Here is a 16,063-nt window from a genome sequence, read left to right as displayed (position 1 = left end):
CGAAGTGGGAGGTGCTGGAGCGGTTGAACGCATACAGCATTCCGTGTGGGCCGATCCTGTCCACGAGGGAGATCATCGAGGACGCCTCGCTCGCCGCGAACGACATGATCGTCACGGTCGGGCATCCCGAGCGCGGTGAGTTCACCACGGTCGGGAATCCCCTCAAGCTGTCCGACTCCCCCACCCGTATCACCACCCCGCCCCTCCTCGGCGAACACACCGAGGAAATCCTCATCGGCGAACTCGGCCTGGGTGACGAGGAATTGCGGCTGCTCAGGGCGAGCGGGGTGATCTGACGTGGGGGACCTGGAGCGCACCGCGAAGGTGAAGGTGCGGAGCCGTCCGGCTGTTGGGGGGCGGTTCATGACGTAACCGAGCACAGGGAGCGGCCGACGGTGCGCGTCGGCGGCCCCCGGGACCCATGCGCGCACGAAAGGCATTTGGACAGGGGGCGCTGGCCAGATCTTTCGACGCAAGGAGTCTTGACCGAGATGACAACGATCGACTACTCAACGTCCGTCCCGTATCGGGAGGTGACGGATGCCAACGGCCGCAAGTACCGCATCGGGGAATCCGATGTCGACATCATGGGCCGTGGGCGCAAGTGGATGGTCATCCTGCCGTGGATCGGCATGATGGGCATCAGCTCCGCCGAGTACGCGTTCACGTCCGCGGAGGACACCCTCCACGAGGCCCACCTGTGGGACAGCGGGCACATCTTCTGGCTGATGGGCGTCTGGGTGTTCTTCCAGGCGGCCGTGGCCTTCCCCGCCGGTCAGCTGCGGGAGAGCGGCAGGCTGCCGGCCCGTACGGCGATGATGATCGGCGCGGTCGGCACGATGCTCGGCTACGTCTCGCTGGCGTACGCGCCGAACGTGCTCGTGGCCTACTTCGGCTTCGGCATGTGCAGTGGTATCGGTGCCGGTCTGGTCTACGCGACCTGCGTGAACATGGTCGGCAAGTGGTATCCGGAGCGCAAGGGCGGCAAGACGGGCTTCGTCAACGGCGGTTTCGCCTACGGCTCGGTGCCCTTCGTGTTCCTGTTCACGTCCTACATGGACATCAGCAACTACCAGACCGTGCTCGCCTGTGTGGGCGTCGGGCTGTGCCTGGTCGTCGCGTCGGCCGGGTGGTTCTTCAAGGACCCGCCGAAGAACTGGTGGCCCTCGCACGTCGACCCGCTCAAGGCCACGGACGACCCGAAGATCCGCCGGGCGCTGGAGAAGAACCCGCCGGCGGTCAAGCAGTACACCCCGAGGGAGGCGTCCCGTCAGCCCGTCCTGTGGATGATGTGGTTCTGCCTGCTGTGCACCGCCGGAATCAACATCTTCGGCATCGCCTTCCAGGTGCCCTTCGGCAAGGACATGGGCTTCGCGGGCGGGATCGTGGCCACCGCGATGTCCCTGAAGGCCATCGTCAACGGCACCGGTCGCGGTGTGATCGGCTGGATATCCGACCGGTACGGGCGGCGCAACACGCTGATCATCGTGTGTCTGGTGCTGGGCACGGCCCAGTTCGGCGTACTGGTCTCCGGCCAGATGGGCAGCATGCCGTTCTTCCTGTTCTGCTCCATGGTCTCCGGTTTCGGCGGCGGGGCGATCTTCCCGCTGTTCGCGGCCATGACCGCGGACTACTTCGGCGAGAACAACAACGCCTCGAACTACGGAATGGTCTACAGCTCGAAGCTCATCTCCGGCCTCGTCGGCTCCGGAGTGGGCGCGATCGTCGTCAAACACTGGGACTACGAGGGCGCGTTCGTCCTGGCCGGCTGCATCGGCCTGGCGTCCGCCGTACTGGCGGTGTTCCTGAAGGCGCCGGGCAGGCCGACGACCGCCCGGCGGGTCTCCCCCAACCCCCAACCGCTCGGCGAGGAAATGGCCTGACCCATCGGCAAGGAACTGACCCGACGCAAAGGAATCGCCCTGAGATGACGGCAGATCCCATCGCGACGAACACTTCGTCGTCCGACCCGCAAGCCGCACACCGTCCCCGTACCCGTCCCTATCGAGAGGTGACCGACTCCCGAGGCCGTGTCTACCGCGTCGGCGAGACCGACCGGGACATCCTCGGTCACTCCCGCAAGCTCATGGTGTACCTGCCGTGGATCGCCATGATGGCCATCAGTGTCTTCGAATACGCGTACGGCTCGGCGGAGGACACCCTGTCCCACGCCCACGGCTGGACGCAGAGCAACACCTTCTGGATCCTCAGCGTCTGGGTCTTCTTCCAGGCCGGCATCGCCTTCCCGGCGGGCTGGCTGCGCGAAAAGGGCGTCCTCACGGCCCGTACGGCCATGTTCATCGGCTCGGGACTCTGCGCCCTGGGGTTCCTCGCCCTGTCGCACCTGAGCAACGTCTGGCTGGCGATCCTGGGCTTCGGCGTCGTCGGAGGCATCGGCGCCGGCCTCGTCTACGCGACCTGCATCAACATGGTCGGCAAGTGGTTCCCCGAGCGCCGGGGAGCCAGGACCGGGTTCGTCAACGGTGGGTTCGCGTACGGATCGCTGCCGTTCATCTTCATCTTCAACTACGGCTTCGACACCGCGAACTACCACCGGGTCCTGGACCTGATCGGCTGCTACATCATGATCGTCGTCCTGGCGTCCGCCTTCTTCTTCAAGGATCCCCCGAAGAACTGGTGGCCCGCGGACATCGATCCACTGACGTACGCCGGTGACGCGAAGAACGCGACAAGCCTCGCGAAGAACCCTCCCGCGGTACGCCAGTACACGCCCAAGGAGGCCATCAGGACCGGCATGCTCCCCCTTATGTGGGTCTCCATCGTGCTGACCGCCGGCGTGTCGATCTTCGGGATCTCGTTCCAGGTCGACTTCGCCAAGGAGGTGGGCTTCGGTCCATTGGTGGCCGCCTCGTCCATGGGTGTCATGGCGGTCATCAACGGCATCGGCCGCGGTGTCGTGGGCTGGCTGTCCGACCTGTGGGGCCGAAAGCCCACCCTGGTGTTCGTCATCGTCGTCCTGGGTCTCGCCCAGTTCGGCGTGATCTGGGCGGGCGACGTCAAGAGCGAGGCACTGTTCCTGTTCTTCGCCTTCCTCTCCGGCTTCGGCGGCGGCGCGTTCTATCCGCTGTTCGCGGCGCTCACCCCGGACTACTTCGGGGAGAACTACAACGCCTCCAACTACGGGCTGGTGTACAGCGGAAAGCTGATCAGCGGTCTGTTCGGGGGCGGCCTCGGCTCCATGGTGGTCGCCGCCTGGGGGTACGACGGCGCGTACGCCCTCGCCGGTGCCGTCTCCATGGTGGCGGCGGGTATCGCCCTGCTGCTGCGGCAGCCGGGGCACGGCACGGCCGTCCGGAGTGCGGAGGCTCAGCCCACGGGATGAACGGCACGCGCGCGTGAGGAGGCCCTCCCGGGAATCGCCGCCCCGGGAGGGCCTCCTCATGTGCACACGGTGCTGTGCTGTCCGTCAGCACTTCTCGCGCAGCGAGTGCAGGTGCTGGCTGGAGCGGCGCGCGAAGGTGAAGGACTCGGTCGGGTTGTCGTGCTCGGCCTGCCAGTGGTGGGCCAGCCGCTCACCGCGCAGCCGGGTCACGGCGGAGATGAACCGCTGGTAGTCGATGTCGCCGTCACCGACATCGGTCATCCGGTAGCCGTACTGGTTGCCGGGGTCGCTGACGCCGTCCTTCACGTGGAAGAGCGGGTAGCGGTGGGGCTGCCTGAGCACGTAGTTCAGCGGCTCGAAGGGCGCGGGGGTGCCGTCGGGGCGCTTGGAGAAGCGGAACTGGCCCGAGTAGGCCCAGAAGATGTCCATCTCCAGGTACACGAGCTTGGGGTCGGTCTCGGCGAGGAGGACGTCGTAGAGGCGGACCTTGGGGTTGTCGGTGGCGAAGGAGAACTCCTCGGAGTGGTTGTGCTGGTAGAACTTCATGCCGCGTGCCCGGGCCGCCGCGCCGTACGTGTTGAACTCCTCCGCCGCCCGCTTCCAGGCGTCGACGGTGGAGCCGTAGCGGAAGGGTCCTGAGGCGGTGCCGATGTGCTTGAGGCCGAGGGCCTGGGCGTCGTCGAGGACCTTGTTCAGGTTCTGGGCGAAGGTGTAGGCGTTCGGGTCGCTGGAGTAGTAGCCGACGTGACTGCCGATCGGGTTGAGGCCGTTGTTGCGTGCCAGCCGCTTGAGCTGGGCCAGGGTGATCGGGCCCGCCGAGCCCTGGGTGTATCCGGCGAACTCGACCTCGTCGTAGCCGTACTTCTTCAGTTCGGCGAAGACGGGGGCGAAGCCGAGCGTGGAGACCTTGTCGCGCAGGCTGTAGAGCTGGATGCCGAGCCGGCCGGGCGGCAGGACGGGACGGCCGTGGCCCGCGCCGCCGGACGCGGACTGGGTGGCGGCGCCTGCGGGGGACGCGGCGGCGCCCAGGAGCGCGGCTGCGGTGGCGCCCGCGGCGACGCCGAGCATGTTCCGTCTGCTGAGGCGGTGGGCGAGTTCGGGGTCGGTGTGCTGGATGCGGCTCATTGCTGGAACTCCTCGGGATCGGAGGGCGTTGTCAGTGGTGAGTGCTTCACTTGTGACCAGTCAGGAGAGACCGGCCAGTTGGAGCAGGAGTGACTTCACGTCGGTGGCCGCGATGCGGCCGTCGACGGCACGGGGGGTGGAGCAGATGAGGAGCGGACCGTCGTCGTCGCTCGCCGGAAGGCGGCCGTGGCTGCCGCGAATAGGCGAGGGATCCAGGGGCACGACCGCCATGCGGTAGCGCAGGCCGAGTTTCTTGCGGGCCAGCGCGGTCGCCGCCTTGACCTTGACGTAGGGGTCGCGCGGATCCATGAAGAGTTCGACCGGGTCGTATCCGGGTTTGCGGTGGATCTCGACGAGCTGTGCGAAGTCGGGCGCGTGTGCGTCGTCGAGCCAGTAGTAGTACGTGAACCAGGCGTCCGGCTCCGCCACGGCGACGAGTTCGCCGGAGCGCGGATGGTCGAGGTGATGGGTCTTCTTGCCCTCGTCGTCGAGGAGTCGCTCGATCCCGGGCAGCTCGGCGAGCGTTTCCTGCACGGTCTCCAGATCCTCCGGTCGCCGCACATAGATGTGGGCGATCTGGTGGTCGGCGACGGCGAAGGCGCGTGACGCCATCGGGTCGAGGTACTCCATGCCGTCCTGGGTGTGCACTTCGAGCAGTCCCGCGCGGCGCAGCGCCCGGTTGATGTCGACGGGCCGGTCTACGCGGGTGATGCCGTACTCGGAGAGCGCGACGACGGTCCGGCCTTCGGCGCGGGCGTCGTCCAGGAGTGGGGCCATGGCCGCGTCGAGGTCGGCGGCGGCTTTCAGGGAGCGTGGGTCGTCGGGGCCGAAGCGCTGCAGGTCGTAGTCGAGGTGGGGGAGGTAGCAGAGGGCCAGGTCGGGGCGTCGGGTGCGCAGTATGTGCCGGGTGGCGTCGATGATCCAGCGGCTGGAGGTGAGGTCGGCGCCGGGGCCCCAGAAGTGGAACAGGGGGAACGTGCCGAAGCGGGCGGTGAGTTCGTCGTGCAGGGCCGGGGGCCGGGTGTAGCAGTCGGGTTCCTTGCGGCCGTCGGAGTAGTAGATCGGACGGGGGGTGACGGTGATGTCGGTGTCGGCGCCCATGGCGTACCACCAGCAGATGTTGGCGACGGTGTAGCCGGGGTGCGCGCGGCGGGCGGCGTCCCAGAGTTTGTCGCCGGCGACGAGACCGTTGTGCTGGCGCCACAGGAGTACGTCGCCGAGGTCGCGGAAGTACCAGCCGTTGCCGACGACGCCGTGTTCGGAGGGGTGGGTGCCGGTGAGGAAGGTGGACTGGGCGGCGCAGGTGACGGCGGGCAGGACGGTGCCCAGCGGGGCACGGGAGCCGGACTGGCCGAGGGCTTTGAGGTGGGGCATGTGGTCGAGGAGACGGGGGGTCAGGCCTACGACGTCCAGGACGAGGAGGGGGGTGGGGTCGGTGGGTGTGGGGGCACTGTGCGCGGGACCTTCTCCGGCGGGGCCGGGGCTCATGGCAGCTCCTTCAGGCCCAGGTCGGTCAACAGGTCGCGGGCGAGGGTGAGTTCGGCGGCGATGCCGTCGGCGAGCTGGGCGCGGGCGCGGGGCCGTAGCTCGGGTGGGAGGGCCTGCCAGGTGTAGGTCTCGACCTCCAGGTGGCGGGTGAGGGGATGCGGGCCGCCGACCAGGCGGGTCAGGGCGGACTTGAGTACGGGGAGGGTGGAGGTGAGGGGTGCGGCGGGGGCCGCGTGCAGCGGGACGTGGAAGTGGGCCCGCCAGGGGGAGGCGTCGGGCAGGGTGTCGCCCTTGAGGGCCTCTCCCAGGTCGTCGGTGCCGCGCAGTCCGGCGGCGGTGGCGGTGCGGGTCTGGTGCAGGAAGCGGGGTTCGTCGAAGGCGGCGAGTGCCTCGCGGACTTCGGGGAGGTGGGGGTGTTCGGCGTGCAGGGCGGCTGAGAGCTGGGATTTGACGACGGGGACGCGGGCTCGCGTGAGTGCGTCCAGGGCGGTGTCGGGGTCTTCGAAGGAGGTGGCGAGGTGGCAGGTGTCGACGCAGATGCCGATGCGGTCGTGGCCGATGTCGGTGAGCGGGGCGATGGCGTCGGCGGTGGTCTCGACGGTGCAGCCGGGTTCCGGTTCCAGTCCGACGCGGATGGAGCGGCCGGTGAGTTCGGCGAGGGCGTCGAGGCGTTCGGCGAGGGTGCCCAGGGCGGTCATGGCCGTGGCCGCGCGCTCGGCGTCGTAGGCGGTGCGCCAGGCGAGGGGCAGGGTGGAGATGCTGCCTTCGGTGACGTCGTCGGGGAGGAGTCCGGCGAGGACCCGGGCGAGGTCGGTGGTGTGGGCGAGCCGTGCGGGGTCGGCCCAGTCCGGCCGGTAGACGCGGTACTTGACCTCTTCGGCGCCGAAACCCTCGTACGGGAAGCCGTTGAGGGTGACGACTTCGAGGCCGCGCCGGTCGAGTTCGGTGCGCAGACCGCGCAGGGCGGAGGGGTCGGTGACCAGGGCGTGGGCGGCGTCCTTGGCGAGCCACAGGCCGATGCCGAGGCGGTCGCGGCCGAGGCGTCGGCGTACGGGTTCGCAGTGGTCGCGGAGTTGGGCGAGGACGCCGTCGAGGGTCTCGGCGGGGTGGACGTTGGTGCAGTAGGCGAGGTGGACGGTGGAGCCGTCGGGGTGCCGGAAGCGCATCGGTCACTCACCGCCGCGCAGGATCGAGTTGCCCTCGTGCGTGGCGTCGGTGGCGTCGACTTCGAGGTCGAGTCGGCCGCTGAGTCCGTAGAAGGCGACCGGGTTGCGCCACAGGACGCGGTCGACGTCGTCCTCGGTGAAGCCCTCCGCGAGCATCAGGTCGCCGACCTTGCGGGTCTTCAGGGGGTCGCTTCTGCCCCAGTCGGCGGCGGAGTTGACCAGCACCTGGTCCGGCCCGTAGTCGCGGAGGATGGCCACCATCCGTTCCTCGTCCATCTTGGTCTCCGGATAGACCGAGAAGCCGAGCCAGCAGCCGGCCGCCTTGGCCTCCTTCACGGTCGTCTCGTTGAGGTGGTCGACCAGGACGTGCTCCGGGGACAGCGCGGACTCCCGTACGACGTCGAGAGTGCGGCGCAGGCCCGCGAGCTTGTCGCGGTGCGGGGTGTGGACGAGCGCGGGGAGGCCGTGGTCGGCGGCGAGCTGGAGCTGGGCGGCGAGGGCGGTGTCCTCGGCAGGGGTCATCGAGTCGTAGCCGATCTCGCCTACGGCGACTACTCGGTCCTTGACGAGATAGCGGGGCAGTTCGTCTAGGACGGGGGTGCAGCGGGGATCGTTGGCCTCCTTGGGGTTGAGGGCGATCGTGCAGTGGTGGGCGATGCCGTGCTGGGCGGCTCGGAAGGGTTCCCAGCCGAGGAGGGAGTCGAAGTAGTCGAGGAAGGAGGCGGGCGAGGTGCGGGGCTGGCCGAGCCAGAAGGAGGGTTCGACGACGGCGCGGACGCCTGCGGTGTACATGGCGCGGTAGTCGTCGGTGGTCCGTGACGTCATGTGGATGTGGGGGTCGAAGATGCGCATCAGGACTCCTTCGCTTCGGACGCGTCGGATGCTTTGCACGCTTTGGAATCCGTCAGGGCCAGGGCCCGGTGCAGATCCTCGGGGACTGGGCGGCCGGCGGCGGTGCGTTCGGCCGCGTAGTCGTCGAGCATGCGGGCGAGTTCGGTGTCCGCACGGGCCCGCTGGTGGAGGTCGGCCACGGTGTCGACGGGCACGCCGGTGAACAGGCACTTCAGTACGGCGTGACGCCAGTTGTGGGCGTCCAGGTGCCGGGCGGCGTAGGGACCGACGGCTGCGGCGACGAGGCGGGTGTCGTTGGTGCGCAGGGCGTCCTCGACCAAGGGGAGGGCTTCGGGGCCGGTGACCAGATGGGGCAGGGCGTGCAGGACGGCTCGGCGTTCGGCGGCGGTGCCCTGGTGGTAGACGCGGGTGAGGGCGTCGGGGCCGGCCTGGGCGGCGTGCAGGATCAGGACGCGTACGGCGTCGGCGTGCTCGGCGCCGCAGCGGCGGCCTGCTTCGGCGAGCCGCAACTCCCAGGCGGAGATGGGGCCGTGGGCGCCGGAGCGGGCGGCTGCCTCGTCCAGGGCGCGGGCGAGCCAGGTGCGGGCGGGCTCGTCGAGGTGGGCGGTGAGGTGGGTGTGGAGGTCGGCCAATGGGGTGCCGGAGGTACCAGGGCCGGGGTGGGGCCGGGGGGTCATGGGGCGCTCCCTTCGGCGGTGGCCGTCGGGGCTGTGCTCGCCGGGACTGCGGTCGCCGTGACGGTGGGCGTCGCTCGGTGGAGGAAGCGGAGGGAGTGTTCGGCGTAGTGGGGGCCCGCGTGGGAGTGGCGGGGGAGTTCGACGACCGTCAGGCCCTGGTAGCCGGTGGCGGACAGGGCGGCCAGTACGGGCGGGAAGTCGATCTCGCCGTCGCCGAAGGGGAGGTGCTCGTGGACCCCGCGGCGCATGTCCTCGATCTGGACGTGGCGCAGCCAGGGGGCGGCGGCGCGGACGCAGTCGGCGGGAGAGAGGGGTTCGAGGCACTGGCAGTGGCCGATGTCGAGGGTGAGGCCGAGGGCCTCGGGGTCGTCGAGTGCGTGCCGGAGGTGGTGGAAGTCGGCGATGGTGGCGAGGAGTTGGCCGGGTTCGGGTTCGACGGCGAGCGGGACGCCGGCTGCGGTGGCCGCGTCCAGGACGGGGGCGAGGGCGTCGGTGAGGCGGTGCCATGCGGTGTCCGGGTCCGTGCCCGCAGGGGTGATGCCGCTGAAGCAGTGCACGGCGTGGGCGCCCAGGTCCGCGGCGACTCGTACGGCCCGGAGGAGGAGGTCGACGCGTCGTGCGCGGTCGTCCGGGTCGGGGTCGAGGAGGGAGGGGCCGTGTTTGCGGCGCGGGTCGAGTACGTAGCGGGCGCCGGTCTCCACGGTCACGCCCAGGCCGAGGGTGTCCAGGCGGCGGGCGAGTCGGTGGGTGCGGGCGGGGAGGTCGGGGGCCAGCGGGTCGAGGTGCATGTGGTCGAGGGTCAGGCCGACGCCGTCGTAGCCCAGGTCGGCGAGCAGGCCGAGGGCGTCGTCGAGGCGGAGGTCGGCGAGGCCGTTGGTTCCGTAGCCGAAGCGGAGGGGGGTGGGAGCAGGGGTGGGGTTGGGGGTGGCGGAGTCGGCGGCGTGCGGTGCGTTGGACCGGGTGCGGGGCCGGGTGACCTGGTCCTGGGCACCATTGCGGGTCGGTGCGTCCGCTCGCGTGCTCACCGGTGTTCCCCCTCACCGTCGGCCGGTCGCCCACCGCCCGGGGACTCGCTCGGCCGGGGTGCCTGGGCCTGGGCGTCCGTGTGCGGGCCGCTTCCCTCGCCGCTCGAAGGCCCCGCCGGTCCCGCTACGTCGCCCGGAAACCCCATCTCTCCCCCACCCCTCAGCCGCCCCGCGAACCCCACCAGCTCCGCGTACTGCTCCCCCAGTCCCGCCGGCCCGTCGCCCACCGGGTCCTTGAAGTAGAAGCCGAGTTCGGTCAGTGGGCCGGAGAGGCCCGCCTCGTGGGCGCGGGACGTCAGGCGGGCCAGGTCCAGGATGAGGGGGGCCGCAAGGGCCGAGTCGCAGCCCTGCCAGGTGGTCTGGAGGACCATGCGGGTGCCGAGGAAGCCGTCGAAGGCGATGTGGTCCCACGCGGTTTTCCAGTCGCCGAGGGACGGGACGTCGTCGATGTGGACCGTGCCCTCGGGGGTGGTGCCGAGGGTGTCCGCGAGGACGCGTTCCTTGCCCGCGTTCTTCGCCGCCGCCGCGGAGGGGTCGGCCAGGGACGCCCCGTCGCCGCCGCCCAGCAGGTTGGTGCCCGACCAGGCGCGGACTTCCAGGGCGCGTTGCGTGAACATCGGGCCGAGGACCGACCGCAGCAGGGTCTGGCCTGTTTTGCCGTCGCGGCCGGCGTAGGGGAGGCCGCTCGTCTCCGCCGCGTGGGTCAGGGCCGGGTGGTGCAGGCCCGTCGACGGGGTGAAGTTGACGTAGGGGCAGCCCGCGCGGAGGGCCGCCGCCGCGTAGAGCGAGCTGGGCGGGAGAGCGGTGCCGGTCGGGGTGGGCTCGGTGGAGGCCACGTTCACCACGACCGCTCGGGCCAGGGCGTGGCGTCGTACGAAGTCCTGGATGTCTGCGGCGAAGGCCGCCACCAGGTCGTCAGGGGTTCGGTCCAGCTCACCCGGCGCGGGGGCGCCGGGCCTGATCTCCCGTTCCGCAGCGGCCAGTTCGGAGGTGATCGCCGAGGTGAGGCCGTACGGGAGGACGCCTGCCGCCGTCAGCGCCTCCGCGCGTTTCGGGAGGGGGCAGTCCACCGTGTCGTGGCCGCCGAAGACGAGGTCGGACAGCGGCGGGAGGCCGCAGTCCGTGAACGGGGGTGTTTCGGTGACCATGCCCGTGGGGCGGTGGAGGCCCGCTGTCACGGCGGCGCAGCCCGCGACGACGGTGGTGGCGACCGAGCCTCGGGCTCCGATCAGCCATACCCCCACACGAGTTCGAGGTTGGGACGTCGACGTGGACATGGGCATGGACATGGGCAGCGGCCTCCTTGTCGTTCACACGCCCCGGCGGCGGGCCGGGTGGAAGGCGGCGGGCGGAGGTCCGGCGTCCTCCGCCCGCCGCCGCTCAGTGGCCCGTGGTGGCCGGGGTCTCCGGCGCCTTCACGGGCAACACGGGCGTTACGGCAGTTCCTTGATCCGGATGTCTCGGAAGGACACCTGGTCGTCGGCTCCGTGGTTCTGGATGCCGATGTGGCCGTCCCGCAGGCTGCGGGCCGGATCGGTGTTGGTGAAATCGTTGATCCGCACGCCGTTGAGCCAGACGCGGAGGCGTTCGCCCTCCACGCGGATCTCGTACGTGTTCCACTCCCCCGGCGGATTCAGCGCGCGGTCGCGCTTCTTCACGTCGGCGGACCTGAACCCGTAGACGGCCCCGGTGGTGCGGTCGGGGGCGTCGGTGGCGTCGATCTGGATCTCGTAGCCCTGGGAGACGGCCGACCAGGGGTCGTCGGAGGGCGGGAAGCCCACGAACACCCCGGAGTTGTCGTCGCCCTCGGTCTTCCAGTCGAGCTTCAGCGAGTAGGCGCCGAAGCTGCGGTCGGCGTACCAGAGCATCCCCATGCCGCCCGACGACGTGAGTGTGCCTTCGTCGGAGCGGGTGAAGGTGCCCGGGCCCGCCTGTCTCCACCCTGCCTGGGAGGTGCCGTCGAAGAGCGGCTGGTAGCCGTTCTCCGGGCGGCAGTCCGCCTGGGCCTTGCCGGTGGCCCAGCGCAGTCCGCCCAACAGGTGCTGCCGGAGGGCGGGTTCGGCGTACGCGGACGGCAGGTGGCCGACGCCGGTGTAGAAGGAGCGTCCGCCCGCGTAGTTGTGGCACCAGGCGATCGGATGGTCGCCGTTCATGGTGCCGCCGGTGTACGAGGACTCGTCGAGCGAGGCCAGGACCCGTACCGAACTCCGGGGATTCGAGCGGTAGTTGTACCACTCGTCGGTACGGTTCCAGTCCGCGCCCAGGGCCGAGGTGGCCGGGTGGGCGCGGTCCTCGACCACGGTGCGGGCCGGCTGGATCGCCGGGTGGCCCTGGAAGTAGGCGCCGACCAGGCCGCCGTAGAACTGCCAGTCGTACTCCGTGTCGGCCGCCGCGTGGATGCCCACATAGCCGCCGCCGTGGTGGATGTAGCTTTCGAAGGAACGTTGTTGACGGTCCGTCAGGACATCGCCGGTCGTCGAGAGGAAGACGACGGCCGCGTACCGGCGGAGGTTCGCCGGGTTGAACGCGGTCGCGTCCTCCGTCGCGTCGACCCTGAAGCCGGCGCTCGTGCCGAGTTCCTTGAGCGCCTTGACGCCGTCGGGGATGGAGTCGTGCCGGAAGGCGGCCGTCTTGGAGAAGACGAGCACCCGGTCGGCGTGCCGTGCTGGTGCGGGGGTGGAGGCGGCCGGGGTCGACACGCACCCGAGGAGCAGTGCCGTGCCCACAACAGCTGTTGGTATTCGGCCTGTTGGTCGCATGGCGCGCACTCCTCTCAGCGTGTCGTGAAGGTGAAGTCGTCCACCTCGAACAGGTCGCCGCTCGCCGCTCCCTTGAAGACCAGATAGAAGGTGGTCGTGCCCTTGGGGGCGTGGGAGAGGGTGGCGGTGACGTCCTTGTAGGTGTCCCAGCCGCCGGTCGCCGGTACGGTCGCCCGGCCCAGCACCTTGCCGGTCGGTGAGCCCGCGCGGATCTCCAGCTTGCCGCCCGCGCCCACCGAGGCGACGCGTGCCGTGAGCGACTTGGCGTTGCTCAGGACGTACGGCGTGAAGGCGATCCAGTCGCCGTTGTCGATGTCGCCGACGGTCTTGCCGCCGTTCGCCGACGCCCGTGAACTCACCGTCGTGCCGGAGGAGTTGTTGGAGTGCTCGGCCTGGCGGTGGGTGGGCTGGACGACGTTCTGGTCATGGGTGGTCAGGGGCGCCTGGCCGCCGCCTCCGAGGTCGGTGTACTGGGCGTCGAAGACCCCGAAGATGTTGGCGTTGGGGTCGTGGCCGCCGTCGGCGCTGGTCTGGATGGTGCCGGAGCAGCCGTTGGCCGAGGTCTGCGGGTGGCCGTGGCTGTCGTGGCCGAGGATGAAGGTGACCTGGACCTTGGTGCAGTCAATGTTCCGGCCGTCCTCGCGGTCGGTGACCTTCACCTTGAACGGGATGGCGTCGCCGAAGGCGAACAGCTGGCCGTCCTCGGGGAGTTGGAGGACCACCTTGGGCGCGGTGTTGCCGACGACGACCTGGACGCTCGCGCCGCCCGTGCGGCCGGAGGCGTCCTTCGCGGTCACCGTCGCCGTGTAGGTGCCGTTCTTCTTGTACTTGTGGGTGGGGTTCGCCGAGGTCGACGTACCGCCGTCGCCGAAGTCCCAGCTGTAGGTGAGGGCGTCGCCGTCCTGGTCGGTGGAGCCGGCTGAGGAGAACTTGACCTTCAGCGGGGCCTGGCCGGAGGTGACGTCCGCGGCGGCCTGGGCGACCGGGGAGTGGCCGTCGGTGGCGTTCTCGATGCGGTAGAGGGCGGAGTGCTCGTCGCCGCCGAACCACGAGATGCCGTAGTCGAGGACGTACAGCGCGCCGTCCGGCCCGAAGGCCATGTCCATCACCTGGGTGCCGGTCCACGGAATGTCGTTGATGGACTGGACGGTCCCGTCGGCGTCGCTGCTGATCCGCTTGATCCAGCGGCGGCCGAACTCACCGGCGAAGAAGTCGCCGTCGTAGGCCTCGGGGAACTTGACCGGGGAGTCGAGCGCGGGGTCGTAGTGGTAGACCGGGCCGCCCATCGGGGACTCGGAGCCGTCGCCGAACTCCGGTACGGACGGGCCGTTGTAGGGAATCCAGGCGGCCTGCGCCGGGGGAAGGTCGGTGAGGCCGGTGTTGTTGGGCGAGGTGTTCTTCGGGGCGGCGCAGTCGAACTTGGCGCCGGAGGTGCCGGTCGCGAAGTCGTAGTCCACGTAGGCGTCGTTGGCGCCGGTGCAGTACGGCCAGCCGAAGTTGCCGGGGCCGGTGACGCGGGCGAACTCGACCTGGCCCGCCGGGCCTCGGTTCGGGTCGGCCGCGCCCGCGTCGGGGCCGTACTCGCCGATGTAGATGATCCCGGTCGCCTTGTCGACGCTGAAGCGGAACGGGTTACGGAAGCCCATCGCGTAGATCTCGGGCCGCGTCTTGTCCGTGCCGGGCGCGAACAGGTTGCCGGACGGGACGGCGTACGAGCCGTCCGCGTTGACCTTGATACGCAGGATCTTGCCGCGCAGGTCGTTGGTGTTGCCGGACGAACGCTGGGCGTCGAAGGCCGGGTTGCGGTTCGCGCGCTCGTCGATGGGTGTGAACCCGTCGGACTGGAAGGGGTTGGTGTCGTCGCCCGTCGACAGGTAGAGGTTGCCCGCCGCGTCGAAGTCGATGTCGCCGCCGACATGGCAGCACAGGCCGCGTGAGGCGGGGACGTCGATGACCTTCGTCTCGCTGGCGTTGTTCAGGGTGCCGTCGGCGTTGAGGACGAACCGGGAGAGCCGGTTGACGCCGTCGAAGGGCGCGAAGTCGGCCGCTGTGCCCGTCTCGGGGGCGTCGCCCGCCGGGGTGTTCAACGGGGGTGCGTAGTACAGGTAGATGAAGCGGTTGGTGCTGAACTCCGGGTCGACGCCGATGCCTTGGAGGCCCTCCTCGTCGTGGGAGTAGACGTCGAGCTTGCCGGCGAGCCGGGTGTTTCCGGCGGCGTCGGTGATGCGGAGTTCGCCGTCGCGCGAGGTGTGCAGGACCGAGCGGTCGGGGAGGACGGCGAGCGACATGGGCTCGCCGACCTCGGGTTCGCCCTTGGCGAGGGTGACCTGCTGGAAGTCCTCGGCGGCGGCGACGGCCGTCGGCTCGGCGTCGGCGGCGCCCGCTGCGGGCGCGGTGAGGGAGAGCGAGGCGCCCGCGAGCATCAGACCGCTCAGCAGGGCGATCGGCCCGCGTATTCGGCGGCGTCTGAGGGGGCTGGTGGGGCGTCTGTTGTCATCGTACGGGTGCACGAAATGCCTCCAGAGAGGAACTGGTCGTACGGAATGCACGGGTGTGTGCGGTACGCCGGGGTGCGCCGTCACCCCGGAAGACACAACAGGGCGGTACGCCCTAGTCGTTGCTGCCGAACGCCGCGTCGAAGGAGGCCGACGGCGGCTCGAAGTCGTACGCCTTGAGGTGGGTCAGTGCCTCGGGGGCGCCCTGGAGCCGGTCCATGCCCGCGTCCTCCCACTCCACGGAGATGGGTCCCCGGTAGTCGATGGAACGCAGCATCCTGAACACGTCCTCCCAGGGGACGTCGCCGTGGCCGGCCGACACGAAGTCCCAGCCTCGGCGGGGGTCGCCCCAGGGCAGGTGCGAGCCGAGGCGGCCGTTGCGGCCGTCGAGCCGCTTGCGGGCCTCCTTGCAGTCGACGTGGTAGATCCGGTCGCGGAAGTCCCAGAGGAAGCCGACCGGGTCGAGGTCCTGCCACACGAAGTGCGAGGGGTCGAAGTTCAGGCCGAAGGCGGGCCGGTGGTCAACTGCCTCCAGTGCGCGCTGGGTTGTCCAGTAGTCGTAGGCGATCTCGCTCGGGTGGACCTCGTGCGCGAACCGCACGCCCTGGGCGTCGAAGACGTCGAGGATCGGGTTCCAGCGGTCGGCGAAGTCCTGGTAGCCGCGGTCGATCATCGACTCGGGGGCGGGCGGGAACATCGCGACCAGGTGCCAGATCGCGGAGCCGGTGAAGCCGATGACGGTGTCGACGCCGAAGGCGGCTGCGGCCCGGGCGGTGTCGGCGATCTCGGCCGCCGCCCGCTGCCGTACGCCCTCCGCGTCGCCGTCGCCCCAGATGCGGGCGGGCAGGATCGCCTGGTGGCGTTCGTCGATGATGGCGTCGCAGACGGCCTGGCCTACAAGGTGGTTGGAGATCGCCCAGCACTTGAGGCCGTACTTGTCGAGGAGTTGGTGGCGGCCGTCCAGGTAGGAGGGGTCCGCGAGGGCCTTGTCGACCTCGAAGTGGTCGCCCCAGCAGGCGAGTTCGAGTCCGTCGTAGCCGAAGTCACGGGCGAGGCGGCAGACCTCTTCGAGGGGCAGGTCCGCCCACTGGCCGGTGAAGAGAGTGAAATCGCGCGGCATTCTCGTCGGACCT

The 16,063-nt window shown here is 70.0% G+C and carries 13 protein-coding genes; 3 read left to right on the top strand and 10 right to left on the bottom strand.

Annotated features, from left to right (window positions below; genetic code table 11):
- The 3 genes from CW359_RS13735 to CW359_RS13725 all read left to right on the top strand — a co-directional run.
- The coding region (locus tag CW359_RS13735; RefSeq protein ID WP_198655206.1) for a CoA transferase at window positions 1-296 on the top strand (296 nt) is incomplete at its 5' end.
- Window positions 297-491: 195 nt separating this feature from the next.
- Window positions 492-1,883: an OFA family MFS transporter gene (locus tag CW359_RS13730; RefSeq protein WP_105970174.1), complete on the top strand. Its 1,392-nt coding sequence runs from the start codon at window positions 492-494 to the stop codon at window positions 1,881-1,883.
- A 44-nt stretch (window positions 1,884-1,927) separates the two neighbouring features.
- Window positions 1,928-3,343, top strand: coding sequence for an OFA family MFS transporter (locus CW359_RS13725; RefSeq protein WP_105970173.1), 1,416 nt, complete (start codon window positions 1,928-1,930; stop codon window positions 3,341-3,343).
- Window positions 3,344-3,427: 84 nt separating this feature from the next.
- Here CW359_RS13725 and CW359_RS13720 read toward each other — a convergent pair whose 3' ends face one another.
- From CW359_RS13720 to CW359_RS13675, 10 genes are all read right to left on the bottom strand, one after another.
- Window positions 3,428-4,468 (bottom strand): sugar phosphate isomerase/epimerase family protein, encoded by a 1,041-nt coding sequence (locus CW359_RS13720; protein WP_105970172.1) that lies wholly within the window; start codon window positions 4,466-4,468, stop codon window positions 3,428-3,430.
- 60 nt (window positions 4,469-4,528) lie between these two features.
- Window positions 4,529-5,956 carry an alkaline phosphatase family protein gene (locus tag CW359_RS13715; RefSeq protein ID WP_105970171.1) on the bottom strand — a complete coding sequence of 476 codons (1,428 nt, stop codon included), beginning with the start codon at window positions 5,954-5,956 and terminating at the stop codon, window positions 4,529-4,531.
- Window positions 5,953-7,122, bottom strand: a complete 1,170-nt coding sequence (gene eboE / locus CW359_RS13710; protein WP_105970170.1) for a metabolite traffic protein EboE — start codon at window positions 7,120-7,122, stop codon at window positions 5,953-5,955. Before eboE ends, CW359_RS13715 begins: the two co-directional genes overlap by 4 nt.
- A gap of 3 nt (window positions 7,123-7,125) precedes the next feature.
- Window positions 7,126-7,974 (bottom strand): TatD family hydrolase, encoded by an 849-nt coding sequence (locus CW359_RS13705; RefSeq protein ID WP_105970169.1) that lies wholly within the window; start codon window positions 7,972-7,974, stop codon window positions 7,126-7,128.
- Window positions 7,974-8,651, bottom strand: coding sequence for an EboA domain-containing protein (locus CW359_RS13700; protein WP_105970168.1), 678 nt, complete (start codon window positions 8,649-8,651; stop codon window positions 7,974-7,976). Before CW359_RS13700 ends, CW359_RS13705 begins: the two co-directional genes overlap by 1 nt.
- Window positions 8,648-9,676 (bottom strand): sugar phosphate isomerase/epimerase family protein, encoded by a 1,029-nt coding sequence (locus CW359_RS13695; RefSeq protein WP_105970167.1) that lies wholly within the window; start codon window positions 9,674-9,676, stop codon window positions 8,648-8,650. Before CW359_RS13695 ends, CW359_RS13700 begins: the two co-directional genes overlap by 4 nt.
- Complete coding sequence (locus tag CW359_RS13690) at window positions 9,673-10,953, bottom strand: inositol-3-phosphate synthase (protein WP_105970207.1); 1,281 nt, start codon at window positions 10,951-10,953, stop codon at window positions 9,673-9,675. The genes CW359_RS13695 and CW359_RS13690 overlap by 4 nt, the downstream gene beginning before the upstream one ends.
- A gap of 156 nt (window positions 10,954-11,109) precedes the next feature.
- Window positions 11,110-12,435, bottom strand: coding sequence for a ThuA domain-containing protein (locus tag CW359_RS13685; protein ID WP_105970166.1), 1,326 nt, complete (start codon window positions 12,433-12,435; stop codon window positions 11,110-11,112).
- 14 nt (window positions 12,436-12,449) lie between these two features.
- On the bottom strand, window positions 12,450-14,945 hold the full coding sequence (locus tag CW359_RS13680; RefSeq protein ID WP_105970165.1) for a PQQ-dependent sugar dehydrogenase: 2,496 nt from the start codon (window positions 14,943-14,945) through the stop codon (window positions 12,450-12,452).
- Window positions 14,946-15,045: 100 nt separating this feature from the next.
- Entirely contained in the window at window positions 15,046-16,050 is a 1,005-nt protein-coding gene (locus CW359_RS13675; protein ID WP_105970164.1) for a sugar phosphate isomerase/epimerase family protein, read from the bottom strand.
- Window positions 16,051-16,063 lie beyond the last annotated feature (13 nt).

The organism is Streptomyces geranii (assembly GCF_002954775.1).
GTDB lineage: Bacteria > Actinomycetota > Actinomycetes > Streptomycetales > Streptomycetaceae > Streptomyces > Streptomyces geranii.
The sequence above is the reverse complement of the archived record's forward strand: the minus strand, read 5'-3'. Positions and strand labels throughout refer to the sequence as shown.

Excerpts from the sequence above, each read along its gene's own strand:
- CW359_RS13730 (WP_105970174.1), top strand. The coding sequence starts at position 492 with ATGACAACGATCGACTACTCAACGTCCGTCCCGTATCGGGAGGTGACG.
- CW359_RS13725 (WP_105970173.1), top strand. The coding sequence starts at position 1,928 with ATGACGGCAGATCCCATCGCGACGAACACTTCGTCGTCCGACCCGCAA.
- CW359_RS13720 (WP_105970172.1), bottom strand. The coding sequence starts at position 4,468 with ATGAGCCGCATCCAGCACACCGACCCCGAACTCGCCCACCGCCTCAGC.
- CW359_RS13715 (WP_105970171.1), bottom strand. The coding sequence starts at position 5,956 with ATGAGCCCCGGCCCCGCCGGAGAAGGTCCCGCGCACAGTGCCCCCACA.
- eboE (WP_105970170.1), bottom strand. The coding sequence starts at position 7,122 with ATGCGCTTCCGGCACCCCGACGGCTCCACCGTCCACCTCGCCTACTGC.
- CW359_RS13705 (WP_105970169.1), bottom strand. The coding sequence starts at position 7,974 with ATGCGCATCTTCGACCCCCACATCCACATGACGTCACGGACCACCGAC.
- CW359_RS13700 (WP_105970168.1), bottom strand. The coding sequence starts at position 8,651 with ATGACCCCCCGGCCCCACCCCGGCCCTGGTACCTCCGGCACCCCATTG.
- CW359_RS13690 (WP_105970207.1), bottom strand. The coding sequence starts at position 10,953 with ATGTCCACGTCGACGTCCCAACCTCGAACTCGTGTGGGGGTATGGCTG.
- CW359_RS13685 (WP_105970166.1), bottom strand. The coding sequence starts at position 12,435 with ATGCGACCAACAGGCCGAATACCAACAGCTGTTGTGGGCACGGCACTG.
- CW359_RS13675 (WP_105970164.1), bottom strand. The coding sequence starts at position 16,050 with ATGCCGCGCGATTTCACTCTCTTCACCGGCCAGTGGGCGGACCTGCCC.